The sequence below is a fragment of the Methylobacterium sp. ap11 genome, assembly GCF_900110515.1.
In the GTDB taxonomy this organism is placed as follows: Bacteria; Pseudomonadota; Alphaproteobacteria; order Rhizobiales; family Beijerinckiaceae; genus Methylobacterium; species Methylobacterium ajmalii.
The window spans coordinates 107,518-132,444 of the sequence record NZ_FOEB01000014.1; the positions used below are offsets into that span (position 1 = coordinate 107,518).

Consider the following 24,927-nt stretch of genomic DNA (forward strand, 5'->3'; position numbering starts at 1 on the left):
CCATGCTGCCGCCCATCGACGAGATCGTCTCCAACTTCGAGTTCCTGGACGAGTGGGACGACCGCCACCAGTACCTGATGGAACTTGGTCGCAAGCTGCCGCCCCTGCCGGACGAGGCCCATAGCGAGGCCAACCGGGTGCGCGGCTGCGCCAGCCAGGTCTGGCTCGAGACGCATGTCGACCGTTCCGGTCCCGAGCCGCGGCTGCACTTCCTCGGCGACAGCGACGCCCACATCACCAAGGGCGTGGTCGCGGTCCTGATCGCGTTCTTCGACGGCCGCACCGCCGCGGACGCCGCCCGGGCCGACGCCCTCGGCCTGTTCAAGAAGCTCGGCCTGTCCGAGCACCTGACGGCGCAGCGCTCGAACGGCGCGCGGGCGATGATGGACCGCATCCGGGCCGACGCCCAAGGCGTGGCGGCGGCGGCGTAAGCGCCGCAGCGCCCTTGCGGCGGCGCCCCCGGGACGGCACATCCGTGCCAGACGCCACTTCCCGGGGAGCCGCATGACCCTTCGCCTGAGCCCGCCCGCCGCCGCACCGGCGGCGCCCGTCCGGCCCGTCACCGTCACGGTCCACGGCCGCGCGGTGACCGACCCCTATGCCTGGCTCAAGGCGGAGAACTGGAAGGACGTGCTCAAGGACCCCTCCGCCCTGCCGGCGGAGATCCGGGACCTGCTCGTCGCCGAGAACGCCTACGCGGACGCCGCGCTTTCCGGCACCACGGCCCTGCGCGAGACGCTGGTCGCCGAGATGCGCGGGCGCATCCGCGAGGACGACGGCAGCGTGCCGGACCTCGACGGCCCCTTCGCCTACTACACCCGCTACCGCGAGGGCGGGCAGCACCCGCTGGTCTGCCGCCGCCCGGCCGCCGCGGTGGCCCCCGGCCTCGTCGGCGACCTCGGGGGCGAGGGCGAGGAGATCCTGATCGACGGCGATCGGGAAGGGGAGGGGCACGCCTTCTTCAGCCTGGAGGATGCCAGCCACTCCGACGACCACCGGCTGGCGGCCTGGAGCGCCGACACCAAGGGCTCCGAGCTCTACACCATCCGGGTCCGCGACCTCGCGACGGGCCGGGACCTGGAGGACCGGGTGCTCGCCACCACCGGCGACGTGGTGTGGAGCGGCGACGGCCGCGCCTTCTGGTACGTGGCGGTCGACGAGAACCACCGCCCCGCGACCGTGCGGCTGCACCGCCTCGGCACGCCGCAGAGCGACGACGAGACGGTCTACGAGGAGAGCGATCCCGGCTTCTTCGTCGGCATCGGCGAGACCCAGTCCGGCACCTACCTGGTGGTGACGGCCAACGACCACGAGACCGCGGAGGTCCACCTCGCCGAGCGCGCGACGCCCTTCGCCCCCTTGCGGGTCGTGGCGAAGCGCGAGCCCAAGCTGATCTATTCGGTCGAGCATCGCGGCGACGAATTGTTCGTGCTCACCAACGCCGACGGCGCCGAGGACTTCAAGATCGCGGTGGCGCCGCTCGACGCCCCGGCGAAGGCCAACTGGCGCGACCTGATCCCGCACCGCGCCGGGGTGATGATCCGCTTCCAGCACGTGTTGGCCCGCCACCTCGTGCGGCTCGAGCTCGAGAACGCCCGGCCGCGCCTGATCGTGCGCGAGGCCGAGAGCGGCGTCGAGCACACCGTCGCCTTCGCCGAGGAGGCCTACTCGCTCGGCCTGTCGCCGGGCCACGCCTTCGACACCGACCTCATCCGCTTCACCTACTCGTCGATGACGACGCCGGCGGAGACCTACGACTACCACGCGACGACCCGCGAGCGCGCCTTGCGCAAGCGCCAGGACGTGCCGAGCGGCCACGATCCGGCTTCCTACGTGACGCGCCGCCTGTTCGCGACTGCGCCGGACGGCGAGCAGGTTCCGGTCTCGCTGCTGCACCGACGCGACACCCCGCTCGACGGCACCGCGCCGCTGCTGCTCTACGGCTACGGCTCCTACGGCTCGCTGATGTCGGCGGCCTTCCGCACCAACCCGCTCTCGCTGGTCGATCGCGGCTTCGTCTACGCCATCGCGCATGTCCGCGGCGGCACCGAGAAGGGCTGGCGCTGGTACCTCGACGGCAAGCGCGAGAAGAAGCCCAACACCTTCACGGACTTCGTCGCCTGCGCCCGCGCCCTGATCGAGGCGCGCTATACGGGCGCCGGCCGCATCGTGGCGCATGGCGGCAGCGCCGGCGGCATGCTGATGGGGGCGGTGGCCAACCTCGCGCCCGAGCTGTTTGCCGGCATCGTCGCCGACGTGCCGTTCGTCGACGTGCTCAACACCATGCTCGACGGAGACTTGCCGCTGACCCCGCCGGAATGGCCGGAATGGGGCAACCCGGGCGCCGACCTCCAGGCCTTCGAGACGATCCTGTCCTACTCGCCCTACGACAACGTGGCGGCCAAGGCCTATCCGGCGATCCTGGCGCTCGGCGGCCTCACCGATCCGCGGGTGACCTACTGGGAGCCGGCGAAATGGGTCGCGCGCCTGCGCGCCACGATGACGGGGGGCGGCCCGGTGCTCCTGCGCACCAACATGGAGGCCGGCCACGGCGGCGCCGCGGGCCGCTTCGACCGGCTGGAGGAGGTGGCGCTGATCTACGCCTTCGCGCTGGCGGCGGTGGGGGCGCAAGCCGCCGTCTGAGGTCCGGCACCCGAACGGAGACACCCTCCCCGGGCGGGAGGGTTGGGTTTGCCTGTAAAAAGAGAAAGCGCGGGCTTCCTCCCCTCTCCGCCCGCGGGGAGGGGAGGAAGCCCGCGCCTCGGGTTCGGGCGATGCGTCACCCCGCCCGCACGGTCCCGCCCGGCGTGCCCGTCCCGACGAGCCGGCTCCTCAGCCGGAAGGCCAGGATCAGCATGAAGACCCCGAAGGCGATGGCGTAGCCGCCCATCCAGTAGGTCAGGACGAGGAGCGACAGGACCGGGCTGGCGATCAGCACGATCGCGAACAGCACCGACAACGCGCCGCCGATCGCCAGGAACCAGCGGCCGTGATCGAGGTGGAGCCTGAAGGCGGCGGCGATCATCAGGCCGCCGGTCACCAGGGCCCAGGCGGCGATGAGGTAGATGAAGGCGACGAGGGTGCTGCCCGGCATCAGGAAGGCCAGCACGCCGACCACGATGTTGAGGAGGCCGGCGGCCAGGAGGTAGCCCCAGCGCTCGTGCCGCTCGGCCGCCCGCACCGCGGCGACGATCTCGGCGATGCCGTCGACCAGCATGTAGGCCGAGAACAGGATCACCAGGGTGAGCAGCGTCGCGCCCGGGGCGATCAGGGCGACGATCCCGAACAGGATCGCGAAGGCGCCCCGCAGCGCGATCAGCCACCAGTTGCGGGCGAGCACCGCGCTCATCGCGCTCAGGCGCGCCAGCGGATCGGGGCCCGCGCCGTAGGAGGACGGGCCGCCCGGCATGGTATTGGGCATCGGCGTACCAGTACTCATCCGAGTGTCCCCCAGGAGGATGCGGGCCGGTGCCGAGCAGCGGCGGCCGGCTTTTGACCAATCAACGTCGAGCGAGCGTGGCCGTTCCCGGGATGCGACCGGTCGAAAGGTCCCGTACGGCCCGCCTCTGCGTTTCATCCCGGGACGGCGAGGGCTTTTTTGCCGCGCTGCGGAACCGGTCCGCGCACCCGGGCGTCTGTCCCGCGAGGCGGGCACCTTGCGGATCCGGTCGGGCATCCGGCCGCCGCGCGGAATTCACGACATGCTGGACGATCAGGCGCGGGCGCAGGTTCCGGCGGCACGGGACGACGAGGCGGCGCGCCGGGACGCGCGCGACGACAACACCGCGGCCCTGCGCGAGAACACCCGCGCGCTGCGCGAGCACGTCCCCCAGGAAGAGCGGGAAGACGAGCGGCAGGGCGACGACGAGGCCGACGGGAAAGCCGACGGCGAGACGGCCGACGGCAAGGACGGCGAGGGCAAGGACAGCGAAGGCAAGAAGCCGAGCCTGATCCGGCGCCACCCGCTCTGGTTCGTCCTCGGGGCCATCGTCCTGCTCCTCGCGGCGGCCGGCGGCTACTGGTACTGGCTCGTCGCGATCCACCCCTTCGAGAGCACCGACGACGCCTTCGTGGACGCGCGCCAGTTCGCGGTCTCGCCCAAGGTCGCCGGCTACGTCACCGCCGTGCCGGTGACCGACAACCAGCACGTCGAGGCCGGCGCGGTCCTGTTCCAGATCGACCGGCGGGACTACGAGGTGGCGCTCCAGCAGGCGCGGGCACAGGTCCAGTCGGCGCAGGCCCAGATCCAGGGCTTCGACGCCCAGATCCAGGCGCAGCAGGGCAGCATCCAGGAGGCCAAGGCCCAGGTCGAGCAGGCCAAGGCGGCGCTACAATTCGCCAAGCAGGACGCCGCCCGCTACCAGGACCTCGCCCAGCGCGGCGCCGGCTCCGTGCAGCAATCGCAGCAATCGACCTCGAACCTGCAGCAGCAGCAGGCCAACGTCGACCGCGCCAACGCCTCGGTGACCGTGGCGCAGCGCCAGATCGGATCGCTCCAGGCGCAGCGGGCCGGGGCCGAGGCGAGCCTCGCCCAGGCCCGGGCCCAGGAGGCGCAGGCCCGGCTCAACCTCGACTACACGACCGTGACGACGGCCCAGGGCGGCCGGGTGGTGCGCCTCACCGGGGCGGTCGGGCAGTTCGCGCAGGCCGGGCAGGCGCTGAGCATGTTCGTTCCCGACGACATCTGGGTCACGGCGAACTTCAAGGAGACCCAGATCACCGACATGCGCCCGGGCCAGCCGGTCGATGTCGAGATCGACGCCTATCCCGACCACAAGATCACCGGCACGGTCACCTCGGTGCAGCCGGGCTCGGGCACCGCCTTCAGCCTGCTGCCGGCCGAGAACGCCACCGGCAACTACGTCAAGGTGGTGCAGCGCGTGCCGGTGAAGATCACGGTCGACAACTGGCCGACCGACGTCTCGATCGGTCCCGGCATGTCGATCGTGCCGACCGTGCGGGTGCGCTGACCGGCCATGGGCGCGACCGCGAACCCCGCCGACAGCGCCGCGGGCGACCACAACCCGTGGATCATCGCCGTCGTGGTGGCGATCGCCACCTTCATGGAGGTGCTCGACACCACCATCGCCAACGTCGCGCTCCGCTACATCTCGGGCGGGCTCGCGGTCGGCCCCGACGAGGCGGCCTGGGTGGTGACGAGCTACCTCGTCGCCAACGCGATCGTGCTCACCGCCTCGAGCTTCCTCGCCAAGCGCTACGGGCGAAAAGCCTTCTTCATGGCGGCGATCACGCTGTTCACGGTGTCGTCGATCCTGTGCGGCTTCGCCTGGAGCCTCGAATCGCTCCTGTTCTTCCGGGTGCTGCAGGGGCTCGGCGGCGGCGGCATGGCGCCGCTCGCCCAGTCGATCCTCGCCGATTCCTTCCCGCCCGAGAAGCGCGGCCAGGCCTTCGCGCTCTACGGCATCGCCATCGTGGTCGCCCCGGTGATCGGGCCGACGCTCGGCGGCTGGCTCTCCGACCAGTATTCCTGGCACTGGTGCTTCCTCATCAACGCCCCGGTCGGCGCGGTCGCCCTGTTCCTGATCTGGTGGCTGGTGCAGGACCCGAAATCGGCGGTCGAGGAGAGGAAGCGCCTGCGCCGCGAGGGCGTGCGCTTCGACATCGTCGGCTTCATCCTGGTGGCGACCTTCTTGGGCTCGCTCGAGGTCGTCCTCGACGAGGGCCAGCGCAAGGACTGGTTCGGCTCGAACCTGATCGTGGTCTTCGCCTGCCTGACGGTCCTGTCCTTCGTGGCGATGATCCCGTGGGAGCTGAACCACAAGAACCCGGTCGTCGACCTGCGCCTCCTGGCCAAGCGACAGTTCGGCTCGTGCTTCCTCGTGATGCTCGCCACCGGCGCCATCCTGATCGCCACGACGCAGTTCCTGCCCCAGCTCCTGCAGGATTATTTCGGCTACACGGCGACCTGGGCCGGCCTGGCGCTGTCGCCCGGCGGCCTCGTCACCTGCGTGATGATGTTCGTGATCGGCCGCGTCTCGGGCTACGTGCAGCCCAAGTACCTGATCGCCACCGGCGCCACCATCATCGCCTTCGCGATGTACGAGCTGACGAACCTCTACGGCGACCTCAACTTCGGCTTCTTCGTCTGGTCGCGGGTCTATATCGGCCTCGGCCTGCCGATGATCTTCCTGTCGATCACCGCGGCCTCGTACGAGGGGATCACCAAGGACCAGACCGACCAGGCCTCGGCCCTGATCAACGTCGCCCGCAACGTCGGCGGCTCGATGGGCGTGTCGCTCGCCCAGAACATCCTGGCCTACCGCCAGCAATTCCACACCAGCCGCCTCGTCGAGCACGTCGTGCCCTCCGAGCCTGCCTACCAGGAGAGCCTGCGGACGGCGACGCAGTTCTTCGCGACCCGCGGCGCCAGCACGGTGGACGCGCAGAACCAGGCGATCGCCTGGATCGGCCGGCAGGTCCAGACCCAGTCGGCGTTCCTCGCCTATATCGACGTGTTCTGGGCGCTCGCGATCGTGTCGGCCTGCGCGGTGCCGCTGGCGATGATCCTCAAGAACGTGAAGCGCGGCGGCGAGGCCCCGGTCGGGGGGCATTGACGGCGTGGCATCCAGCGGATCGAAGCTCGTCGTCTACGCGGCGCTGGCCGGCAACCTCGCCATCGCGGTCACCAAGCTCGCGGCGGCGTTCTATACCGGCTCCGGGGCGATGTTCACGGAGGCCGTGCACTCCTTCGTCGATACCGGCAACCAGGGCCTCCTGCTCTACGGGATGCGCCGCGCCGCCCGCCCCGCCGACGACAGCCACAATTTCGGCCACGGGCTCGAACTGTACTTCTGGTCCTTCGTCGTCGCACTGCTGATCTTCACGCTGGGTGGCGCCTACGCGGTCTACGAGGGCGTGGAGAAGCTGCGCCATCCCGAGGCGATGACGGCTCCGTGGGTCAATGTCGGGGTGATCGTGCTCTCGGGCGTGTTCGAGGGCCTGTCGTTCCGCACCGCCCGGCGGGAGATGCGGGCGCGCTTTGCCCGCGAATCGCTCTGGACGGCGGTCACCCGCAGCAAGGACCCGAGCACCTTCGCGATCATCCTGGAGGACGGGGCGGCGCTGATCGGCCTCGGCCTGGCGCTTCTCGGCGTGGTCGCGAGCGGCTTCCTCGGCTGGCCGCACGGCGATGGGGCCGCCTCGGTGGCGATCGGGCTGCTTCTGATCGCGACGGCCGGCGTGCTGTTTCGCGAGACCCGCAGCCTGCTCACCGGCGAGAGCGCCTCGCCGCGGGTGATCGATCAGGCGCGGGCGATCCTCTCGGCCGACCCCCGGGTGGTGCGGATCGAGCGCATGCGCAGCCTGCAGCTCGGTCCCGGCACGGTGCTGCTCGCGGTCAGCCTCGACCTCGCACCGGACCTCACCGGCGACGGCCTGCGCCGCGCCACCGCCGACCTGCGCGCCGCGATCCGCCACGGCCTGCCCGGGGTCGCGCACCTGTATTTCCAGCTGCCGGTGCGGGAGCACGAGGACCCACGGGCCCGGTCGGCGCCACCGGTTAAAAAATCCTGAAACAGGGCGGAACCGGCGCCCGCCTCCCTCGTTGTCGCAGTGTCCCGACGCGTGGGCCGTCCTTCCCCCGCGTCGCTCCCATGGCCGCTTCGCTCACATAGAGGCCGTGGGACGGTCGGATCTACGGAAGCTGGCTCAGCGCCGCCGGCGGAGCTTCGTTAGGGCGGCGCAGGTCGATCTGCTCCGCGATCGCCGCGACCGGCTGGTACAGGTCGAGGCGCTGGTCGATCATGCCGTCGAGGCGATCATAAACCTCGGCGACCGTCAGACTACGCGTCTTCCTGCCCTCGCGGCGAAAGAAAAGGCTGCGATTCGCTTTGGCAGCGGCCCGGAACGAGGCCTGCGCCGGCTGATGCGGCTTTTCCGCCGTCAACTCCATGAACTTGCCGGCGCTCGCCGCGCCCAGGAAGTGCGCGAAGTAGCATTCCGTCGGCTTCAGGTCGCGGCCGAGGCGCTGCTCCACGCGGTTGCGGTCGCGCTTCATCATCTCGCCGGCCATCAGGCTCGCCACGTAGGGGTCGCGCCGCAGGGCCAGCACCCGGCGCCGGTCGGCCTCCTTCAGCACCACCAGGGTGCCGCCGCGCTTCTCGATCAGCTCGGCCTCGGCCGCGTAGCCGTGCTTGGCGCCGAACGTCCGCAGCAATTCGAGCCAGGTGCCGGTGAGGAACTGGAACAGCCCCTCGGCCGTCGAGGTCGCGGCGCGTACCTCCGGCTGGAACGTCGATTCCTTGTCGGCGAGCGCCATCAGGTAGACGGGATCGACCTCGGTCTCGCGCGCCGCCCGCACGATGGTCTCGACCAGCGCCCGCGGCACCTTCTTGTCGCCGAAGACGACCCGTCCGTCCGCCGTCTCCTCGGGCAGGGCGGTCACCTCCGCGAGGGAGATCTCCTCGGGCAAGGACGCATCCTCGGCCGGGGGAGCCTGGGGCAGCGAGGCCTCGGGCAGGGCGGCCTGGAGCGGGGGCGCCTCCGGAGACAGGGCGGCCTGCGACGGCGTCGCGGCCTGCGGAGCCGCCGCGGGATCGGCGATCGCCGCGTCCTGCGTCCCGGGCTCCCGCATCGTCCGGCCCAGGCGCTCGAGGTCGTCGCGGATCAGCGCCGTGGTGCTGGGTGTCTCTTCGACGAGGGCCGGGCCCGACCAGTCGGGCATCGCGCCGCGGGACGCCGGAAGCGGACGGGCGGCGGAAAAGTCGATTCGGTCGTGGGCTTCCGCCGCCGGAGCGAGGGCGTCCTGCGGCAGGCAGGCCGCGAAGGCGACGCCGACCGCCAGCGCGGCCGCGGCCTTGCGGCTCAGCGAGGTGACCAACGCGGTGGCGCGCACGTGGCGCCGGCGGCCCTGCGGTCTCGAATGGTGGCCGTCGCGGGCGGTCAGCCAGCGGATGGTGTCCGCGCCCGTCTCGGGCACGACTCGGCCGGCGTCGTCGGCGCAGGGCGCCGGCTCCGGGTAAACCCCCATCTCCAACCTTTTGTCCGTGGCGCGGAACCGGTCCTGACGGGGCCGCGCCGTTGCTTCGCTCGCCGGCACCTCTGGCGGGCCGGTGTGTCCATAATGGGACGAGCCCGGGGCAGGGCCTCGGCCCATTTCGCGGCGTACCGTCCGGCGGCCGTCGTCAGGCGCTGACACGCAGACCGGCCGCTCCGGCGGAATTCGACCGCGGGGACGCGAAAAAATCGTGCGCGACCTCGGAACCAAATACTCCCCGGGGCATTTCCAGTCGCCACGCGGAGTGGGCGAACGAGTGCCCCACCGCCCCGCCCGGGGTCCGCGGGTCTGAGAGAGGACAATCCCTACCGATGAGCATTCAGCCCGGTCGGCGCGTCGGCGTCGCTTTCGTCGGGATGGGGGGGGCCGTCGCCACCACCGCCATCGCCGGTATCGAGATGATCAAGTCCGGCTCGAACCGCCTCGATGGATTGCCCCTTGCGGGCCACGCTGTGGCCGGGATGGTCGGCTACAAGGATCTCGTCTTCGGTGGCTGGGACCTCAACGGCGACGATCTCGGCGCCGCGGCGACCGGGCACGGCGTCCTGACCCGTCAGGACATCGAGAACGGCGCCCAGGTGCTCAACGGCATGAAGCCGTGGCCGGCGGTCGGCAGCGCCAAGTTCTGCAAGAACATCGACGGCGGCAACCGCATCGTCGCCAAGGACCACCGCGAGGCGGTCGACTGCATCGCCGGCGACCTCAAGCGCTTCCGCGAGGAATCCGGCGTCGACGACGTGGTGGTGGTCAACCTCGCCTCGACCGAGCGCTGGCCCGACCTCGACGATCCGACGCTGAACTCGGCCGCCGCCTTCGAGCGCGGCCTCGATTCGAGCGACGAGGCGATCAGCCCGGCGATGCTCTACGCCTACGCGGCGATCAAGAACGGCATCCCCTACGCCAACTTCACCCCGTCGGTCGCCGCCGACGTCCCGGCGCTGGTCGATCTGGCAAAGCAGCTCAACGTCCCGGTCGCCGGCAAGGACGGCAAGACCGGCCAGACCATGATGAAGACGGTGCTGGCGCCGGCCCTCAAGGCGCGCGCGCTCCACGTCGACGGCTGGTTCTCGACCAACATCCTCGGCAACCGCGACGGCCTCGCGCTCAACGACAAGGACTCGCTCCAGTCCAAGCTCAACACCAAGGGCACGGTGCTGGACTCGATCCTCGGCTATCCGGTCGAGGATCACCTGGTCCACATCCACTATTACCGCCCGCGCGGCGACGACAAGGAAGCCTGGGACAACATCGACGTCACCGGCTTCCTCGGTCAGCGGATGCAGATCAAGGTCAACTTCCTCTGCAAGGATTCGATCCTGGCGGCCCCGCTGGTGATCGAGATCGCCCGCGTGCTGGACTTGGCGAAGAAGCGCGGCGACGGCGGCGTGCAGGAGCAGCTGTCGACGTTCTTCAAGGCGCCGATGGTGAAGAACGGTCACGGCCCCGAGCACGCCTTCGGCGTGCAGGAGCGCATGCTGCTCGACTGGCTCGGCGTCCACTAGGAATGGCTGCCGGCCACGATCTGGCGGGCGGGGCTCAGGCCCCGCTTCCGCTGCGCGAGCTCCTCGTCGAGCTCAACGACATCAAGCGCGTCCGGTCCGCCGGGCGCGACGGCTCGATCGCCGAGCGGCTCTTCCTCCAGGCCTGGGCGGCGCTCGCCGGCGGGGCCGACCCGGCGGCGCTCGCCCTCGACATCACCGCCAAGGCGCTGGCCGCCTCCCGTCTCGGCGACCTCGACGCGGCCTTCCTCGCCGTCGCGGGCCTTTCGCAGGAGCAGGCCTCCGACGTGCTCGTGCGGGGCTTCGACGAGGTGGCGGGTCCGCTCGATCCAGGCCTCGCCGAGCGCCTGCGGACGTGCCTCTCGGCGCCGCGGGACTGGACGCCCGGCCCGTTGCCGCAATTCGCGCTGCTCCAGGCCGACCAGCCGCGGGCCGGCGTCACCTGCCCGGGCAAGCCGCGCATCCTGCTCGAGCCGCCGGAGAACCATGCCGAGCACTGCCTCGTGGTGGCGGTCTACGGTGTCGCGCTGAGCCCGTTCTACGGCGCCGACCCGACCACGGTGTTCGTTGCGGCCCTCGCCCACCACCTGCACAACGCGCTGATGCCGGATGCGGGCTTCACCGGCGAGATCCTGCTCGGCGACCATCTCGACGCGGTGATCGCCACCTTGAGCGAGCGGGCGCTCTCGGAGCTGGATGCGCCGCTTCGCGACGTCGTCGCCTCCTCCCGAAAGATCCTGGCGGACGACCGCACGGCGGAGGGCCGGGCCTTCCACGCCGCCGACGTGATCGACCGGGTGCTGCAGATCGCCCAGCACCTGCGGGCGGCCTCCCTCACCATGGACACGGTGCTGGGCGAGATGGCGCTCGTGCATGACGGCCCGGTCAAGGGCTTTCACGACCGGGTGCTCGCCGACATGCGTCTGCCGTGAGGCGGAAGCGCGGATGCCCCCGGCATCCGCGCCCCATCCGGCGTTCGCGCCCTATCTCCCGTCAGAACCCGCCGCGGGGCGGGCGCCGCGAGGAAACGCAACCGTGATCCCGTTCGGGCTCCTCTCGCCGGTCACCGGCGAGGCGCTGCACCACGACACGCCCCATTCCCTGCGCGAGGGCAAGCGCGGCCCGCGCTGGCCGGTGGTCGACGGCATCCCCTACCTGCGGGTCGGCCGCGACGGCCTCGTCGGCGAGGTGCTGGGCCACCTCGACAAGGGCGCGCCGGGCCACGCCCTCGAACTCCTGCTCGCCGACCAGGACGAGTGGTGGACCGGACCGACGGCCGACCCCGCCGCCCTGCGCGACCTCGTGCGCGACATGAAGTACGTCTCCTTGCGCGAGGCCTGCGGCCGCCTCGGCTGGGGCCGGGTCGGCGACTACTTCGTCAACCGCTGGACCGACCCGACCTATCTCGCCGGCCTCGCCCTGCTGGAGGCGCACTGGAACAAGCCGCTCTGCGCGTTCGAGCTCGCCTGCGGCATCGGCCACTACCTGCGCGAATTGCAGGGGCGGGGCGTGCGGGTCTCGGGCGGCGACGTGGTCTTCGCCAAGCTCTGGGTCGCCCGCCACTGGGTCGCCGGGCAGCGGCCGCAGCTCGTCTGCTTCGACGCCGCCTCGCCGCACTGGCCGATCGACCAGGCGCCGGTCGACCTCGTGATGTGCCACGACGCGTTCTACTTCCTGCCCGAGAAGGCCCGCATCCTCGACGCCCTGCGCAAGACCGCCGGCGAGGAGGGGTGGCTGGCGCTGAGCCACGTCCACAACAGCGCCCGGCCCGGCTTCTCGGCCGGCCACGCGGTCTCGGCGTCCGAGATCGAGGAGCTGTTTCCCGACGGGCTCGTCTACGACGACGACGAGCTGACCCGGGCGCTGGTCGAGGCCCGCGCCCCGGTCCCGGCTGCGCCCGCCGCCCTCAACCATGCCGAGGCGTTCTCGGTGGTGTGCGGCCCCGGCATGCGCCCGGCGCCCCGCCCCCTCGTCGACGGGCTGACCCTGCCGCGGGAAGGCGCGCACCTGCGCCTCAACCCGCTCTACGCGCCGGACCCCGCCGGGGGCTATGCCATCGCCTGGCCCTCCGAGCGCTACCGCGACGAATACGCCGTGCGCGCCACCTACCCGTCGCACTCCGCGGGCCCCGAGACCCTGGAGATGACCCCCGACACCCTCGACCGCGCCCGCACACGCGAGTTCGTCGATCTGCCGGAGCGCTGGTGATGGTGGATTCGATCGGCTGGGGCATCGTCGGGTTCGGCTGGGTCGCCCGGGACTTCATGGCGCCGGCGATCCGGCAGGCCGGCCACCGCCTCGTCGCGGTCTGCGATCCGGGCGCCGAGGCGCGGGACGCCGCAGCGACGCTCGGGGCGCGGGCTCACGCCGACCTCGCCGGGCTCATCGCCGAGCCGGAGGTCGAGGCGGTCTACGTCGCGACCCCCAACCACCTCCATCGCGGCGCCGTCGAGGCGCTGGCCGCCTCCGGCAAGGCGATCCTGTGCGAGAAGCCGATGGCGGCCGCGCTCGACGATGCCGAGGCGATGGCGGCGGCGGTCGCCCGTACCGGGGCGTTCTACGGCACCGCCTTCGACCAGCGCCACCACCCGGCCCACCGGCTCCTGCGCGACGCGATCCGCGCCGGCCGGGTCGGCACCGTGACGGTGATCCGGATCGTCTATGCCTGCTGGCTCGACCGGGGCTGGACGGCGATTCCCGGGCAGGCCAACTGGCGCATCGACCAGGCCCAGGCCGGCGGCGGCGCGCTGATGGACCTCGCCCCCCACGGCCTCGACCTCACCGACTTCCTCCTCGACGAGCCGATCCTCGACATCACGGCGCTGACCCAGGCCCGCGCCCAGGACTACGCCGTCGACGACGGCGCGCTGCTGATCGGCCGTACCGGCTCCGGCGTGCTCGCGAGCCTCCACGTCGCCTACAACTGCCCCGACGCGCTGCCGCGCCGCCGCCTGGAGATCGCCGGCACGAAAGGCTTGCTGATCGCCCAGAACACAATGGGCCAGGAGGCCGGCGGCCGCGTCACCTTCATCGACGGCGCCACGGGCGAGAGCACGCCGCTGCCCTTCGACACCGAGGCCTCGCCGTTCCTCGAGCAGGTACGGGCCTTCGGGCGCTCCTTGCGCGATCCGGCCGGCCGCGACGCCTGGTCGGCCGCCCGCGACCTCCACACCATGCGGTTGCTGGCCCGCGCCTACGCCGCCTCCCCGTCGCACCGTCCCGCCCCATCCCCCGTCGCGCCGGCCGCCTGACGGCCCCCGAGGAGTCTGATCGCTCGTGGACAAACCCGCCGCACCCCGCCCCTACGCCTACCGCCAGCCGCGCGTCATCGAGGGCCTGCCCGAGCGCCTGCCGGACGCCGTCAAGGCCTATCTCGACGTGCTGCCGCCGGGAAAGATCGTCGGCTTTCCGCTCGCCCCCCTCGACCGCACCGGGGTGCCGTGCTGGTTCGTCTCGCTCTTCCTCGACGATCCCTACTTCGTCGGCGCGATGCCGAGCGGCATCGGCTACGGCGCCACCGACGACGAGGCGATCATCGGCTCGGTGGCCGAGATCGCCGAGAACCTGATGCCGAGCCTGGCGCTGATCCCGCGCAAGAAGGAGCGCGCCAGCTACCACGACCTCGTGCGGGTGTTCGGCGCGAACGCCGTCGCCGATCCGCTCACCCTCGGATTGCCGGCGGGCAGCCCGGTGAACCGCGACACAATCCTCGAATGGACCGGCACGGTGCGGGCGCGCACCGGCGAGACGGTGCTGATGCCGCTCGACCTCGCGGCGACCGACTATTTCGAGCTGTCGGAGGGCTACCAGCCCTTCACCAACCTCATCACCAACGGGCTGGGCGCCGGGCCGGACGTGGAGTTCGCCCTCGGGCACGGGCTCCTCGAACTCCTGCAGCGCGACGGCAACGGCCTGCTGTTCCGCGCCCTCGACCAGGGCGTGATGCTCGACACCTCGGAGGGCCTGGGGCCGGAAACGCGGGCGATGCTCGACCGGCTGGAGGCCCTCGGCATCCGCGCGATGCCGAAATTTGCCACCGACCAGTTCGGCTTCACCAACGTCTACTGCGTCGGCTACGACCTCGACGCCGCGCGCACGCCCGCGCCGATCGCGCTCTCGGCCTGCGGCGAGGCCTGCGATCCCGACCGCGAGCGGGCGCTCCGCAAGGCGATCCTGGAATTCCAGGCGGCTCGGGTGCGCAAGACCTTCGGGCACGGGCCGCTGGCGCTCGCCCGCTCGATCACGCCGCCGGGCTACGTCGACGCCTTCATCGAGAAGGCGCTCCCGAGCCTCGACCTCGAGGAGGGCAGGGCGCTCGCCGCGATGCTCGACTGGATCGACAAGCCGGCCGAGACCCTGCGGGACTACCTCGCCGGCACCGTCTATTCCGAGCGCGCCACCAAGCGCTTCACCGACCTGCCGACGCAAGCCGCCCCCACCGGCCAGGACCGCGCCCGCATCGCCCGCGAGCGGCTGGAGGCGGAGGGCTTCGACGTGCTCTACGTCGACGCCTCGCCGCCGGGTGGCGGTGTCGGCATCGTCAAGGCGATCGTGCCGGGGCTCGAGGTCGAGACCATGAGCTACTACCGCATCGGCGAGCGCAACACCCGCAAGCTCATCGAGCGCGACCACCCGCTGATCCGCTTCGGGGAGGAGAGCGAGACCCTGCGGCCGGTGCGCCTGACGCCCGAGGCGCTGGAGCGCTTCGGCGGCCAGCCGCTGTTCGACGTCGCCTTGGCCGAACGGATCGTCGGCCCGCTCTATCCGCTCTACCGCGAGCCGGAATCGCACCACGCGCCGTTCCGCCTGGAGCGGCGGGGGAGGGCGGCATGAGCTTGCGCTTCGCCTACAACACCAACGGGGCGGCCAACCACCGCCTCGACGACGCCCTCGATCTCATCGCCGATGCCGGCTACGACGGCGTCGCGCTCACCCTCGACATCCACCATCTGGATCCCTTCGCTTCGAGCTGGGCGCAAGAAGCGGAGCGGGTGCGCGGCCGGCTCTACGGCCTGAACCTCGGCTCGGTCATCGAGACCGGCGCCCGCTTCCTCCTCGATCCGCGCGCCAAGCACGAGCCGACCCTGGTGACCGCCGACGCCGCGGGCCGCGCCCGCCGGGTCGCCTTCCTGCACCGCGCGATCGACATCGCGGCGATCCTCGGCTCCGAGGCGGTGTCGTTCTGGGCCGGCGTGCCGAAGCCCGGAATCGATCCGGCGGAGGCGCGCGGCTGGCTGCGCGACGGCCTCGAGCAGGTCGTCGCCTACGCGGCCGAGCGCCGGGTCGTCGCGGCGCTGGAGCCCGAGCCCGGCATGCTGGTCGAGACCCTGGACGATTACGCCGCCCTCGACGTCCCGGGCCTCAACCTGGCGCTGGATACCGGCCACTGCCTGGTGACGCAGGAGCGCGAGCCGGCGGCGGCGTTGCATGAATTCGCCGACCGCCTCGGCACCGTGGCGATCGAGGACATGGCGCGCGGCACCCATATCCACCTGCCCTTCGGCGAGGGCGACATGGATGTGCCGGGCGTGCTCGACGCCCTCGAAGCCATCCGCTTCGACAGGCTCGTCTGCGTCGAGCTCTCGCGCGAGAGCCACCGGGCCGACCGGATGATCCCGGATTCGCTGCGCTATCTCCGGGAGTGCCGCCGGTGAGGATCTGCCAATGAGGATCTGTTTCGTCAGCCGGCGCTACTTCCCGGCGATCTCCGGCATGAGCGTCTACGCGCAGAACCTCCTGCGCGAGCTCGTCGGCGCCGGCCACGACGTCACGATGGTGAGCCAGTACCGGGGCGATGCCTTCGGCACCAAGGTCTATGGCGGCGGCCCGCCGCCGCCGGTGCCGGGCGTGCGGGTGATCGGCCTCGAACAGCGGGGCGAACAGGAGAGCGGCGACTTCGAGCGCGACATCGCCACGATGGTCGACACGATCGCGGCCGAGCACCGGAAAAAGCCGTTCGACGTGCTGCACGCCCAGTACGGCTACCCGACGGGCTTTGCCACGCTGATCGCCTCGCGCGAACTGGGCGTGCCGAACGTGGTCTCGATCCAGGGCGGCGACGGCCACTGGGTCGGCTCGTGCTGCGAGACCCATCGCCTCGCCATGGTGCGGGTGCTGGCCCACGCCAACGCGCTGCTGATCGGCGGGCGCTCCTTCGTGGCGGAAGTCTGCGACCGGCTCGGCAGCGATCCCGCGCGCTTCACCATCGTGCCGGGCGCCGTCGACACCGCGCGCTTCCGCCCGCCGCAGGGCTGGCAGCCCGGCGACGCCGCCGACCCGGTGCGGCTGTTCTATCACGGCCGGGTCGACCGGCGGAAAGGCGTGCTCGACTTCATCGACGCACTCAGCCTCCTGCGCCTGCGCGGCACGCCGTTTTCCGCCATCATCTCGGGCATCGGTCCCGACGTGGAGCCGGCCCAGGCGCTCGCCGCCGATCTGGGCTTCTCGGAGGCGGAGGTGCGCTTCACCGGCTACGCCGAGTACGACGCGGTGCCGGGCCTCTACGCGATGGGCGACGTCTTCGTCTCGCCGACCTACGCGGAGGGGTTCTCCAACACCATCCTGGAGGCGATGGCGGCGGGGCAGGCGGTGGTCTCGACCCACTCGGTCGGCGTCTCGGACTGCCTGCGCGACGAGGAGAACGGGCTCATGGTCCAGCCCGGCGACGTGCCGGCCCTGGCCGAGGCGCTCCACCGGATCATCACCGACCGCCCGTTGCGCGCCCGCCTCGCGGCGTCCGCCCTGGAAGAGTGCCGCCGGGTCTATTCCTGGCAGGCGGTCGGGCGCCAGATCATGGACGTCTACGCCGCCGTGAAGGACGAGCGGCCGGACCCGGCCTTCGACCCCGAGTTGCCGCACGACCCGGACTGCCGCTTCCGGGCCGAGCCGCACCTGTTGTGAGGCGCCTTCCAGCGCGGCCGGAAGGCTCACCCCAGGTTTGCCCGCGTCTCTCCTCTCCCCGCGGGCGCAGGACTGTACGGGGAAAGGCGAGGCGGTGCTTTCTCCCTCCCCCGCAGAGGGGGGAGGGGAAATCTGCGCTCCACTGGTTGTCTTGAGATGAAGTGAGTCGATGCCCACAGCCCTCGCCCTCTCGCCCCATCTCGACGACGCCGCGTTCTCCTGCGGCGGCACCCTGGCGCAACTCGCGAACGGGGGCTGGACGGTGGTGATGGTGACGCTGCTCACCGCCAGCGTGCCCGGGCCGACGGGCTTCGCCCTCGCCTGCCAGCTCGACAAGGGGCTCGGGCCGGAGGTCGACTACATGGCCCTGCGCCGCGACGAGGACCGGGCGGCGGCCGCCGCCCTGGGCCTGCCCCCGCCGGTGCACGTCGCGCTTTCCGAGGCGCCGCATCGCGGCTACGCCTCGGCGCCGGAACTCTTCGCCGGGACCCGGCCCGACGACCCGCTCGCCGACGACCTCGCCCCCGTCCTCGCCCGCCTGATGGCGGAGGCCGCCCCCGACCTGCTGCTCGCCCCGCAGGGCGTCGGCGGCCATGTCGACCACGTCCAGCTGGTGCGGGCGCTGAGCGCGCTCGCGCCCGCCTGCCCGGTGCTGTGGTGGCGCGACTTTCCCTACACCGTGCGCCACCCCGACCCGAAGGAGCCGTTCCGCGAGACCTTCGCGGCGCTCGCGTCCGTCACGATCTACCTGTCCGCCGAGGACGAGGCGGCCAAGCACGCCGCCTGCGCGGCCTATGCGAGCCAGATCGGCTTCCAGTTCGGCGGCCCCGCCGGCCTCGCCGAGCGCCTGAACGCCGAGGGCGGCCGCGAGCATTTCCGCCTCGCCGGCACCCTGCCGGACGGGCTCGCCCTCGCGTGAGCGACGGGCCGGCCGCACCGACAATGTCCGGCCCGAAAACCTTGGCCGATCCCGGGGCCGTCGCGGCGCGCCACGCCCTCGCGGAGGCCAGCCCCCACCTCGCGCCCCTGCGCGCCCTCGCCGGGCGGATCCAGGCCGAGCAGGACCGGCCGGTACCGGAGGCCGACCCCCTCGACGGCGGCGTGACGGCCCGCCTGCTGCTGCTCCTCGAGACTCCGGGACCGGCCACCGGCCGCACCGCCTTCGTGTCCCGCGACAACCCGACCGGGACCGCCGCCAACCTGTTCCGGTTCCTGGGCCAGGCCGGTATCCCGCGCACCGACACCCTGATCTGGAACGCCGTGCCGTGGGTGATCCACGCGGCCGGCGCCCGCAACCGGGCGCCGCGGACGGCCGAGATCCGGGCGGCCCGGGCCTACCTGCCGCCGCTCGTCGATCTGATGCCGGACCTCGCGGTCGTCGTCCTGTCCGGCCGGGTCGCGCAGGGGCTGGCGCCGGACCTCGCCGCGTCGCGCCCCGGCCTGCCGGTGGTGGCGGTCCCGCATCCGAGCCCGACCTACGTCTGCACCAGCCCGGCGGTGCCGGCCCGGATCGCCGCCGGGCTGGCCGAGGCCGCCCGCCATCTCGGGCTCCCCGGGTGATTCAGCCGACCCTTTGTCCCCCTTGCCGCATGGTCCGTCTGGTCATTCGCCGGCAGAGGGCCTACATGGCGGGCTCAAGCGAGCGGGGCTCTGTCGGAGTGCCGCCGGGCACCTGTGTGCGCGAGCCTGGCCGCGATCGGCCGCGGGCCCGCGCCGGTGACGAGCGGGGTCGGACGCCGACGCGATGAACTTCGCCAATCAGGACAAGACCCTCGCGCGGGCCGAGCCCCTGCGCGACACGGGCGCAGGGAGCGGGCCGCCGCGCGACGAGGACCCGGCCGGGCAGGACCCGGGGGGCGACCCCGCGGCCCCGGCGGAGGAGCGGCGCGCCCGCCACCGGCGGCGCTACGCCTGGCTCGGCACGCTGGCGAGCGTCGTGCTGTTCGTCATCTCCCTCGGGGTGCTGGGCAAGCTCGTCTCCACCGTCACCTGGGCCGAGCTGCGCACCGCCTTCCTGGCGGCGACGCCCGACCAGATCGGGCTCGCCATCGTGCTCGTCGTGGTGAGCTACCTCTTCCTCACCTGCTACGACGCCCTGGCGCTGCGCCAGCTCAAGCTGAAGGTACCCTACCGCACCACGGCGCTCGCCTCGTTCACCAGCTACGCGGTGAGCTTCAACCTCGGCTTCCCGCTCTTCACCGCCGGCACGGTGCGCTACTGGATCTATTCCGCCCAGGGCCTGAGTCCCGGGCGGATCGCGGCGCTCACCATCGTCGCCGGCTTCACCTTCTGGCTCGGCATGGGGGCGGTGCTCGGCATCAGCCTGGTCCGCGAGGCCGGGCCGCTCTCGCACCTCACCTACACCAGCGCCCTGTTCAACCAGGGGCTCGGGGCCGCCGTGCTCGCCGCGGTGCTGGCCTACCTGGCCTGGGTCACGGTCAAGCGCCGCAGCGTGAAGGTGCGGGGCTGGCGCCTGGAGCTGCCGGGCCTGAAGCTGTCCCTGAGCCAGATGCTCGTCGGCGCCGGCGACGTGTGTGCGGCGGCCGGCGTGCTCTACGTGCTGCTGCCGGCCGGCCACGGCCTGAGCTTCGAGACCTTCGTGGCGATCTACGTGCTCGCTGCGATGCTCGGCATCGCCAGCCACGCGCCGGGCGGGCTCGGGGTGTTCGAGGCGACCGTGCTGCTGGCGCTCTCCGGCCTGCCGCGGGAATCGGTGCTCGGCGCGCTGCTGCTGTTCCGGGTCTGCTACTACCTGATCCCGTTCGTGGTGGCGCTGGCCGCGCTCGGCGCCTATGAGATCGCCAAGCGGGCGCGCCTCACCCCGCGGGAGGCGCCCGACGATGATGCCGCCGAGAGCGACCCCACGCCCTGACGCCGGCGACCCGCCGCGGGACGACACGCTGCCGGACGAGCCGACGGTGCCGTTCCTGCCCGTCGCCTCCGGCTCGCTCTCGGCCGCGCGCCGGGCGGCCTGGCGGGGCGCCCTCCTCGCCGTCCTGGTCTTCACCGCCATCGAGATATGGCACCACGGGCTCGACCTCGGCACCGGGATCGCGGCCCTCCTCGCCCTCCTGGTCGGCGGCCTCGCGGCCGCTCCCCGCCGCGGCGAGCCGGTGCCGCGCTTCGACGCCGGGCCGGGCCGGGGCCGACACGGCCTCGCCGAGGCGCTGCTCGCCAACATCCCCGACCCCGTCATCCTGATCGACCGCCGCGCCCTGGTGATCGAGTCGAACGCGGCCGCCCGCGCGCTCCTGCCCTCCCTGCGGCCGCGCCACCCGCTCTCCTTCGCGCTGCGCGATCCCGACGTGCTCGACGGCATCGAGACGGTGCTGCGCACCGGCGAGCCCCTGAAGACCGTCTATTCCCCGCGGGTCCCGACCGAGCGCACCTTCGAGGTGCAGATCGGCGCCATGCAGGGCGGCGAGGCCGGGCGGGCCGGGCCGAACGTGGTGCTGTTCCTGCGCGACCTCACCTCGGCCCAGCGCCTCGAGACGATGCGGGTCGATTTCGTCGCCAATGCCAGCCACGAGCTGCGCACGCCGCTGGCCTCGCTGCTCGGCTTCATCGAGACCCTGCAGGGCCCGGCCCGGGACGACGCCAAGGCGCGCGAGCGCTTCCTCGGCATCATGCGGGTCCAGGCCCTGCGGATGACCCGGCTGATCGACGACCTGCTGTCGCTCTCCCGCATCGAGCTGCGCGCCCACGTCCCGCCGACGCAAGCGGTCGATGTCGTCCCGCTCGCCCGCCAGATCGCCGACGCGCTCGGGCTGATCGCCCGCGAGCGCGGCGTCGTCCTCACGCTCGACGCCGCACCGGGGCCGCTGCGGGTGCTGGGCGACCGCGACGAGATCCTGCGGGTGATCGAGAACCTGGTCGAGAACGCCGTGAAGTACGGCGGCGACGGCGGCCGGGTCGAGCTTCGCCTGGGGTTGCGCGACGCCGAGGACAACCGGCCGCCGGAGGTCGAGGTCGCGGTGCGCGACGAAGGCCCGGGCATCGCCCCCGAGCACCTGCCGCGCCTGACCGAGCGGTTCTACCGGGTCGACGCCGCCTCGAGCCGCCAGCAGGGCGGCACCGGCCTCGGCCTCGCCATCGTCAAGCACATCCTCGCCCGCCATCGCGGCCGGCTTGTGATCGAGAGCACCCCGGGGCAGGGGGCGACCTTCCGCGCCCTGATCCCGGCGCACGGCGCCCCGCCGAAGGGCGCTCCGCCCCAGGATACCCCCGTGCCCGCCGATCAGGGGCAGGCGACGAGCAGGCGCCCGGTATAGTCGGCGGCGGCCGCCGCGGCGGCGCCCGGCGTGCCGGTCGCCTCCTCGTCGGGGATCAGCTGCTCGCCCTCCTTGGCCTCGCGCGCCGGGCGGTTGAGCCTCAGCACGCAATCCGGGCTGCCCGACAGCTTGACCGGGTCGTCCGGCGGCAGCCCGAAGGCGACGTAGAAATCGGGGTCGTCGAAGCTCACCACCAGGTTGCGCACCGGGCCGGCCGACCCCTGCGGCACCAGGGTGAAGTCGATCGTCAGGCGCCCCTGCGCGTAGCGCGCCTTCGGCGAGGGCCCGCCCTTGAAGGTCACGGGGCGCCCGTTGAGCTTGGCTTGGGTGAAATACGCCGTTTCGGCCATCGCCTCCAGGCGCTCGACCGCCATCGCGTCGAGCTTGGCCGGATCCGGCACGCCGTCGCGCTTCGAATCGAGGTTCAGCACCGCGAAGGCCGAGTATTCCGGGTCGAAGGTCCAGGATTCGCGGATCGCCACGAGGTTGCGCTTGCCGTCGAGCACCAGCTCGGCCCGCGCCTGCACCCAGACGTGGGGATGCGCCAGGGCCGCCCCAGCCCCGCCGCACAGCATCGCCCCCGCCGCCAGCACCCGCCCGATCATCGCCCGCTCCCGCTTCGCCCCGTCGTCATGACCGCTCGATCGTGTCCGGTCGGTGTCCCGGGGCGGTCATGCGCTCTGACGCCCGAGCACGGCGAAACCATGTTCGGGACGCAACGGCCGATGACGGCGCGGGCCGTATCGCGGCGGCGCCCCGCGCCCCACATATGCCTGCGGGAGACCGCTGCCATGACCGCATCCATGACCGCATCCGCCCGCCGCATCACCCTGCCCGTCGAGGGGATGACCTGCGCCTCCTGCACCGGGCGGGTCGAACGGGTGCTCACGCGGGTGCCGGGGGTGCAGGCGGTGGCGGTGAACCTCGCCACCGGCCGGGCTACCCTCGACCTCGCACCCGACAACGATCCCGCGGCGCTCGCCGAGGCGGTGGAGGAGGCCGGCTTCGCGGTGCCCGAGGCGACGAGCGAGTTCGCCGTCGAGGGGATGACCTGCGCCTCCTGCACCGGCCGGATCGAGCGGGTGCTGAAGGCCGTGCCCGGCGTGCGGGAGGCGAGCGCCAACCTCGCCACCGGCCGGGTGAGCGTGCGCCATCCCGACGGCCTCGTGCCCCGCGAGGCGCTCGACGCCGCCATCCGGGAGGCGGGCTACGCGCCCCGCCCGGCGACGGCGCAGGCCGCTGCGCCTGCGGCCCCCCGCGAGTCCGGCCCGCCGGCCCGCGATCTCGTCCTCGCCGCCCTGCTCTCGCTCCCGGTCGTCGCGCTCGACATGGGGAGCCACCTGCTCGGCCAAGGTCACCTGCTCGGCCACGGCCTCCTGCCCGAGCGGTGGAGCGCCGGGATCCAGGCGGTGCTCGCCACCCTGGTGCTGTTCGGACCCGGGCGGTCCTTCTTCGCCCGCGGCCTGCCGGGCCTGCTGCGCGGCCATCCGGACATGAACGCCCTGGTGGCGCTCGGCGCCGGCGCCGCCTACCTGTTTTCCCTGGTCGCGACCCTGGCGCCCGGCCTGCTGCCGGCGGGCTCAGCCCACATCTACTTCGAGGCCTCGGTCCTCATCGTCACCCTGATCCTGCTCGGGCGGCACCTCGAGGCGCGGGCGCGGGGCCGCACCGGCGCGGCGGTGGCGCGCCTCGTCGGCCTGGCGCCGAAGACCGCGCTCCTCCTGCGCGACGGCGCCGAGACCGAGGTGCCGGCGGCCGCGCTCCAGGTCGGCGACCGCGTCCGCGTCCGCCCCGGCGAGCGCCTGCCGGCGGACGGCCGGGTGGTCGCGGGCACGTCGCGCATCGACGAGAGCATGCTCACCGGCGAGCCGATGCCGGCGGGGAAGGCCCCGGGCGACCCGGTGACCGGCGGCACCGTCAACGGCACCGGGGCGCTGGAGATCGCGGTCGAGCGGGTCGGCGCCGATACCGCGCTCGCCCAGATCGTGCGCCTCGTCGAGGCGGCGCAGGGCGCCAAGCTCCCGATCCAGGCCCTCGCCGACCGGGTCACCGCCCGTTTCGTGCCGGCGGTGCTGGGGCTCGCCGGCCTCACCTTCCTGGCGTGGCTGGCGCTGGCCCCGGCGCCCGCCCTCGGCACGGCCCTGGTCCACGCCGTCGCGGTGCTGATCATCGCCTGCCCGTGCGCCATGGGGCTCGCCACCCCGACCTCGATCATGGTCGGCACCGGCCGGGCGGCGGAACGCGGCGTGCTGTTTCGCAGCGGCGCGGCCCTGCAGGCGCTCGAAGGGGTGCGGGTCGTCGCCTTCGACAAGACCGGCACCCTGACCGAGGGCCGCCCGCGCCTCACCGACCTCGTCCCGGCCCCCGGCTTCGACGCCGATGCGGTGCTGGCGCTCGCCGCCGCCGTCGAGGCCCGTTCCGAGCATCCGATCGCCCGCGCCATCGTGGCGGCCGCCGCCGAGAAGGGCCTGAGCCTGCCGCCGGTCGCCGACGTCGCGGCGGTGCCGGGCCACGGCGTCACCGGCCGGGCCGGCGGGCGGCTCGTCGCGATCGGCGCTCCGCGCCACCTCGCCGGCCTCGACCTGTCGGGCCTCGCGCCGGAGGCCGCGCGCCTCGCCGCGCACGGCCGCTCCCCGGTCTACCTCGCCGTCGACGGCGTGCCGGCGGCCTTGCTGGCGGTGTCCGATCCGGTCAAGGCCGGGGCGGCCGCGACCGTGCGGGCGCTCGAGGACCGGGGCCTCGCGGTCGCCCTCGTCACCGGCGACGACCGGCGCACCGCCGAGGGCGTCGCCCGGAGCCTCGGCATCGCGACGGTGCTGGCCGAGGTGCTGCCCGAGGGCAAGCGCGACGCCGTCCGGGCCCTGCGCGACCGGCACGGCCCGGTCGCCTTCGTGGGCGACGGCATCAACGACGCCCCGGCTCTCGCCGAGGCCGAGGTGGGGCTCGCCATCGGCACCGGCACCGACGTGGCGGTGGAAAGCGCCGACGTGGTGCTGATGGCCGGCGACCCCGCGAGCGTCGCCGAGGCGCTGCGGCTGTCGCGCGCCGTGATGCGCAACATCCGCCAGAACCTGTTCTGGGCCTTCGCCTACAACGTCGCGCTGATCCCGGTGGCGGCGGGGGGGCTTCGGCTCGTCGGCGGGCCGTCGCTGTCGCCGGTCCTGGCCGCGGGCGCCATGGCGCTGTCGAGCGTGTTCGTCCTCGGCAACGCGCTGCGGCTGCGGCGGGCGTGAGGCTCCCG

20 protein-coding genes are annotated in these 24,927 nt (G+C 72.8%); 17 read left to right on the forward strand and 3 right to left on the reverse strand.

The genetic code is table 11. The annotated features are described in order from the left end of the window. Positions 1 to 2 precede the first annotated feature (2 nt). Positions 3 to 431, forward strand: coding sequence for a SufE family protein (locus tag BMX97_RS20145; protein ID WP_091753066.1), 429 nt, complete (start codon positions 3 to 5; stop codon positions 429 to 431). A 73-nt stretch (positions 432 to 504) separates the two neighbouring features. Beyond that, complete coding sequence (locus BMX97_RS20150) at positions 505 to 2,643, forward strand: S9 family peptidase (protein ID WP_091753067.1); 2,139 nt, start codon at positions 505 to 507, stop codon at positions 2,641 to 2,643. A 136-nt stretch (positions 2,644 to 2,779) separates the two neighbouring features. Here the strand turns inward: BMX97_RS20150 and BMX97_RS20155 are convergent, their stop codons facing one another. Then, on the reverse strand, positions 2,780 to 3,409 hold the full coding sequence (locus BMX97_RS20155) for an HdeD family acid-resistance protein (protein ID WP_244538545.1): 630 nt from the start codon (positions 3,407 to 3,409) through the stop codon (positions 2,780 to 2,782). A gap of 292 nt (positions 3,410 to 3,701) precedes the next feature. Here BMX97_RS20155 and BMX97_RS20160 point away from each other — a divergent pair, with 292 nt between their 5' ends. Genes BMX97_RS20160 through BMX97_RS20170 form a run of 3 tightly spaced genes read left to right on the forward strand, consistent with a single transcriptional unit; the run spans position 3,702 to position 7,533 of the window. Further along, positions 3,702 to 4,970: an HlyD family secretion protein gene (locus tag BMX97_RS20160; RefSeq protein ID WP_091753069.1), complete on the forward strand. Its 1,269-nt coding sequence runs from the start codon at positions 3,702 to 3,704 to the stop codon at positions 4,968 to 4,970. Positions 4,971 to 4,976: 6 nt separating this feature from the next. Then, complete coding sequence (locus BMX97_RS20165; RefSeq protein WP_060849687.1) at positions 4,977 to 6,575, forward strand: DHA2 family efflux MFS transporter permease subunit; 1,599 nt, start codon at positions 4,977 to 4,979, stop codon at positions 6,573 to 6,575. A gap of 4 nt (positions 6,576 to 6,579) precedes the next feature. Beyond that, a complete protein-coding gene (locus tag BMX97_RS20170; RefSeq protein WP_091753070.1) occupies positions 6,580 to 7,533 on the forward strand; it encodes a cation diffusion facilitator family transporter in 954 nt (317 codons plus the stop codon). Between the two features lie 121 nt (positions 7,534 to 7,654). Here the strand turns inward: BMX97_RS20170 and BMX97_RS32945 are convergent, their stop codons facing one another. Continuing rightward, on the reverse strand, positions 7,655 to 8,989 hold the full coding sequence (locus tag BMX97_RS32945; protein ID WP_244538539.1) for a transglycosylase SLT domain-containing protein: 1,335 nt from the start codon (positions 8,987 to 8,989) through the stop codon (positions 7,655 to 7,657). 338 nt (positions 8,990 to 9,327) lie between these two features. On the opposite strand from BMX97_RS32945, the gene BMX97_RS20180 reads away from it, so the two are divergent. The 11 genes from BMX97_RS20180 to BMX97_RS20230 all read left to right on the forward strand — a co-directional run bounded on the left by BMX97_RS20180 (position 9,328) and on the right by BMX97_RS20230 (position 21,686). Beyond that, positions 9,328 to 10,518, forward strand: a complete 1,191-nt coding sequence (locus BMX97_RS20180; protein WP_091753071.1) for an inositol-3-phosphate synthase — start codon at positions 9,328 to 9,330, stop codon at positions 10,516 to 10,518. Positions 10,519 to 10,520: 2 nt separating this feature from the next. After that, positions 10,521 to 11,447, forward strand: coding sequence for an HD domain-containing protein (locus BMX97_RS20185; protein WP_091753072.1), 927 nt, complete (start codon positions 10,521 to 10,523; stop codon positions 11,445 to 11,447). Between the two features lie 103 nt (positions 11,448 to 11,550). Then, entirely contained in the window at positions 11,551 to 12,723 is a 1,173-nt protein-coding gene (locus BMX97_RS20190; RefSeq protein ID WP_091753073.1) for a class I SAM-dependent methyltransferase, read from the forward strand. Next, a complete protein-coding gene (locus tag BMX97_RS20195) occupies positions 12,723 to 13,766 on the forward strand; it encodes a Gfo/Idh/MocA family protein (protein WP_091753074.1) in 1,044 nt (347 codons plus the stop codon). The genes BMX97_RS20190 and BMX97_RS20195 overlap by 1 nt, the downstream gene beginning before the upstream one ends. A gap of 25 nt (positions 13,767 to 13,791) precedes the next feature. Next, positions 13,792 to 15,348, forward strand: a complete 1,557-nt coding sequence (locus BMX97_RS20200; protein ID WP_091753075.1) for a YcaO-like family protein — start codon at positions 13,792 to 13,794, stop codon at positions 15,346 to 15,348. Further along, positions 15,345 to 16,169: a sugar phosphate isomerase/epimerase family protein gene (locus tag BMX97_RS20205; protein ID WP_091753076.1), complete on the forward strand. Its 825-nt coding sequence runs from the start codon at positions 15,345 to 15,347 to the stop codon at positions 16,167 to 16,169. Before BMX97_RS20200 ends, BMX97_RS20205 begins: the two co-directional genes overlap by 4 nt. A gap of 10 nt (positions 16,170 to 16,179) precedes the next feature. Continuing rightward, positions 16,180 to 17,415, forward strand: a complete 1,236-nt coding sequence (locus BMX97_RS20210) for a glycosyltransferase family 4 protein (RefSeq protein ID WP_091753077.1) — start codon at positions 16,180 to 16,182, stop codon at positions 17,413 to 17,415. A gap of 169 nt (positions 17,416 to 17,584) precedes the next feature. After that, positions 17,585 to 18,334 (forward strand): PIG-L deacetylase family protein, encoded by a 750-nt coding sequence (locus BMX97_RS20215; protein WP_091753078.1) that lies wholly within the window; start codon positions 17,585 to 17,587, stop codon positions 18,332 to 18,334. A gap of 23 nt (positions 18,335 to 18,357) precedes the next feature. Further along, positions 18,358 to 18,975 (forward strand): uracil-DNA glycosylase, encoded by a 618-nt coding sequence (locus BMX97_RS20220; RefSeq protein WP_091753079.1) that lies wholly within the window; start codon positions 18,358 to 18,360, stop codon positions 18,973 to 18,975. A gap of 184 nt (positions 18,976 to 19,159) precedes the next feature. Beyond that, the gene (locus BMX97_RS20225; RefSeq protein WP_091753080.1) at positions 19,160 to 20,287 is read left to right on the forward strand and encodes a lysylphosphatidylglycerol synthase domain-containing protein; all 1,128 of its coding nucleotides are present in this window, start codon (positions 19,160 to 19,162) and stop codon (positions 20,285 to 20,287) included. Continuing rightward, on the forward strand, positions 20,256 to 21,686 hold the full coding sequence (locus BMX97_RS20230) for an ATP-binding protein (RefSeq protein ID WP_244538540.1): 1,431 nt from the start codon (positions 20,256 to 20,258) through the stop codon (positions 21,684 to 21,686). The genes BMX97_RS20225 and BMX97_RS20230 overlap by 32 nt, the downstream gene beginning before the upstream one ends. On the opposite strand, the gene BMX97_RS20235 is transcribed toward BMX97_RS20230, so the two are convergent. Continuing rightward, positions 21,653 to 22,291 carry a DUF1007 family protein gene (locus tag BMX97_RS20235; protein ID WP_091753081.1) on the reverse strand — a complete coding sequence of 213 codons (639 nt, stop codon included), beginning with the start codon at positions 22,289 to 22,291 and terminating at the stop codon, positions 21,653 to 21,655. The two genes, BMX97_RS20230 and BMX97_RS20235, sit on opposite strands and share 34 nt — an antisense overlap. 186 nt (positions 22,292 to 22,477) lie before the next feature. Here BMX97_RS20235 and BMX97_RS20240 point away from each other — a divergent pair, with 186 nt between their 5' ends. Beyond that, the gene (locus BMX97_RS20240) at positions 22,478 to 24,919 is read left to right on the forward strand and encodes a heavy metal translocating P-type ATPase (RefSeq protein WP_244538541.1); all 2,442 of its coding nucleotides are present in this window, start codon (positions 22,478 to 22,480) and stop codon (positions 24,917 to 24,919) included. Positions 24,920 to 24,927: the final 8 nt, after the last annotated feature.

Coding starts and splice junctions, on each gene's coding strand:
- BMX97_RS20145 (WP_091753066.1), top strand. CDS start 3: ATGCTGCCGCCCATCGACGAGATCGTCTCCAACTTCGAGTTCCTGGAC.
- BMX97_RS20150 (WP_091753067.1), top strand. CDS start 505: ATGACCCTTCGCCTGAGCCCGCCCGCCGCCGCACCGGCGGCGCCCGTC.
- BMX97_RS20155 (WP_244538545.1), bottom strand. CDS start 3,409: ATGCCGGGCGGCCCGTCCTCCTACGGCGCGGGCCCCGATCCGCTGGCG.
- BMX97_RS20160 (WP_091753069.1), top strand. CDS start 3,702: ATGCTGGACGATCAGGCGCGGGCGCAGGTTCCGGCGGCACGGGACGAC.
- BMX97_RS20165 (WP_060849687.1), top strand. CDS start 4,977: ATGGGCGCGACCGCGAACCCCGCCGACAGCGCCGCGGGCGACCACAAC.
- BMX97_RS32945 (WP_244538539.1), bottom strand. CDS start 8,989: ATGGGGGTTTACCCGGAGCCGGCGCCCTGCGCCGACGACGCCGGCCGA.
- BMX97_RS20180 (WP_091753071.1), top strand. CDS start 9,328: ATGAGCATTCAGCCCGGTCGGCGCGTCGGCGTCGCTTTCGTCGGGATG.
- BMX97_RS20185 (WP_091753072.1), top strand. CDS start 10,521: ATGGCTGCCGGCCACGATCTGGCGGGCGGGGCTCAGGCCCCGCTTCCG.
- BMX97_RS20195 (WP_091753074.1), top strand. CDS start 12,723: ATGGTGGATTCGATCGGCTGGGGCATCGTCGGGTTCGGCTGGGTCGCC.
- BMX97_RS20205 (WP_091753076.1), top strand. CDS start 15,345: ATGAGCTTGCGCTTCGCCTACAACACCAACGGGGCGGCCAACCACCGC.
- BMX97_RS20210 (WP_091753077.1), top strand. CDS start 16,180: ATGAGGATCTGTTTCGTCAGCCGGCGCTACTTCCCGGCGATCTCCGGC.
- BMX97_RS20215 (WP_091753078.1), top strand. CDS start 17,585: ATGCCCACAGCCCTCGCCCTCTCGCCCCATCTCGACGACGCCGCGTTC.
- BMX97_RS20220 (WP_091753079.1), top strand. CDS start 18,358: ATGTCCGGCCCGAAAACCTTGGCCGATCCCGGGGCCGTCGCGGCGCGC.
- BMX97_RS20225 (WP_091753080.1), top strand. CDS start 19,160: ATGAACTTCGCCAATCAGGACAAGACCCTCGCGCGGGCCGAGCCCCTG.
- BMX97_RS20230 (WP_244538540.1), top strand. CDS start 20,256: ATGATGCCGCCGAGAGCGACCCCACGCCCTGACGCCGGCGACCCGCCG.
- BMX97_RS20235 (WP_091753081.1), bottom strand. CDS start 22,291: ATGATCGGGCGGGTGCTGGCGGCGGGGGCGATGCTGTGCGGCGGGGCT.
- BMX97_RS20240 (WP_244538541.1), top strand. CDS start 22,478: ATGACCGCATCCATGACCGCATCCGCCCGCCGCATCACCCTGCCCGTC.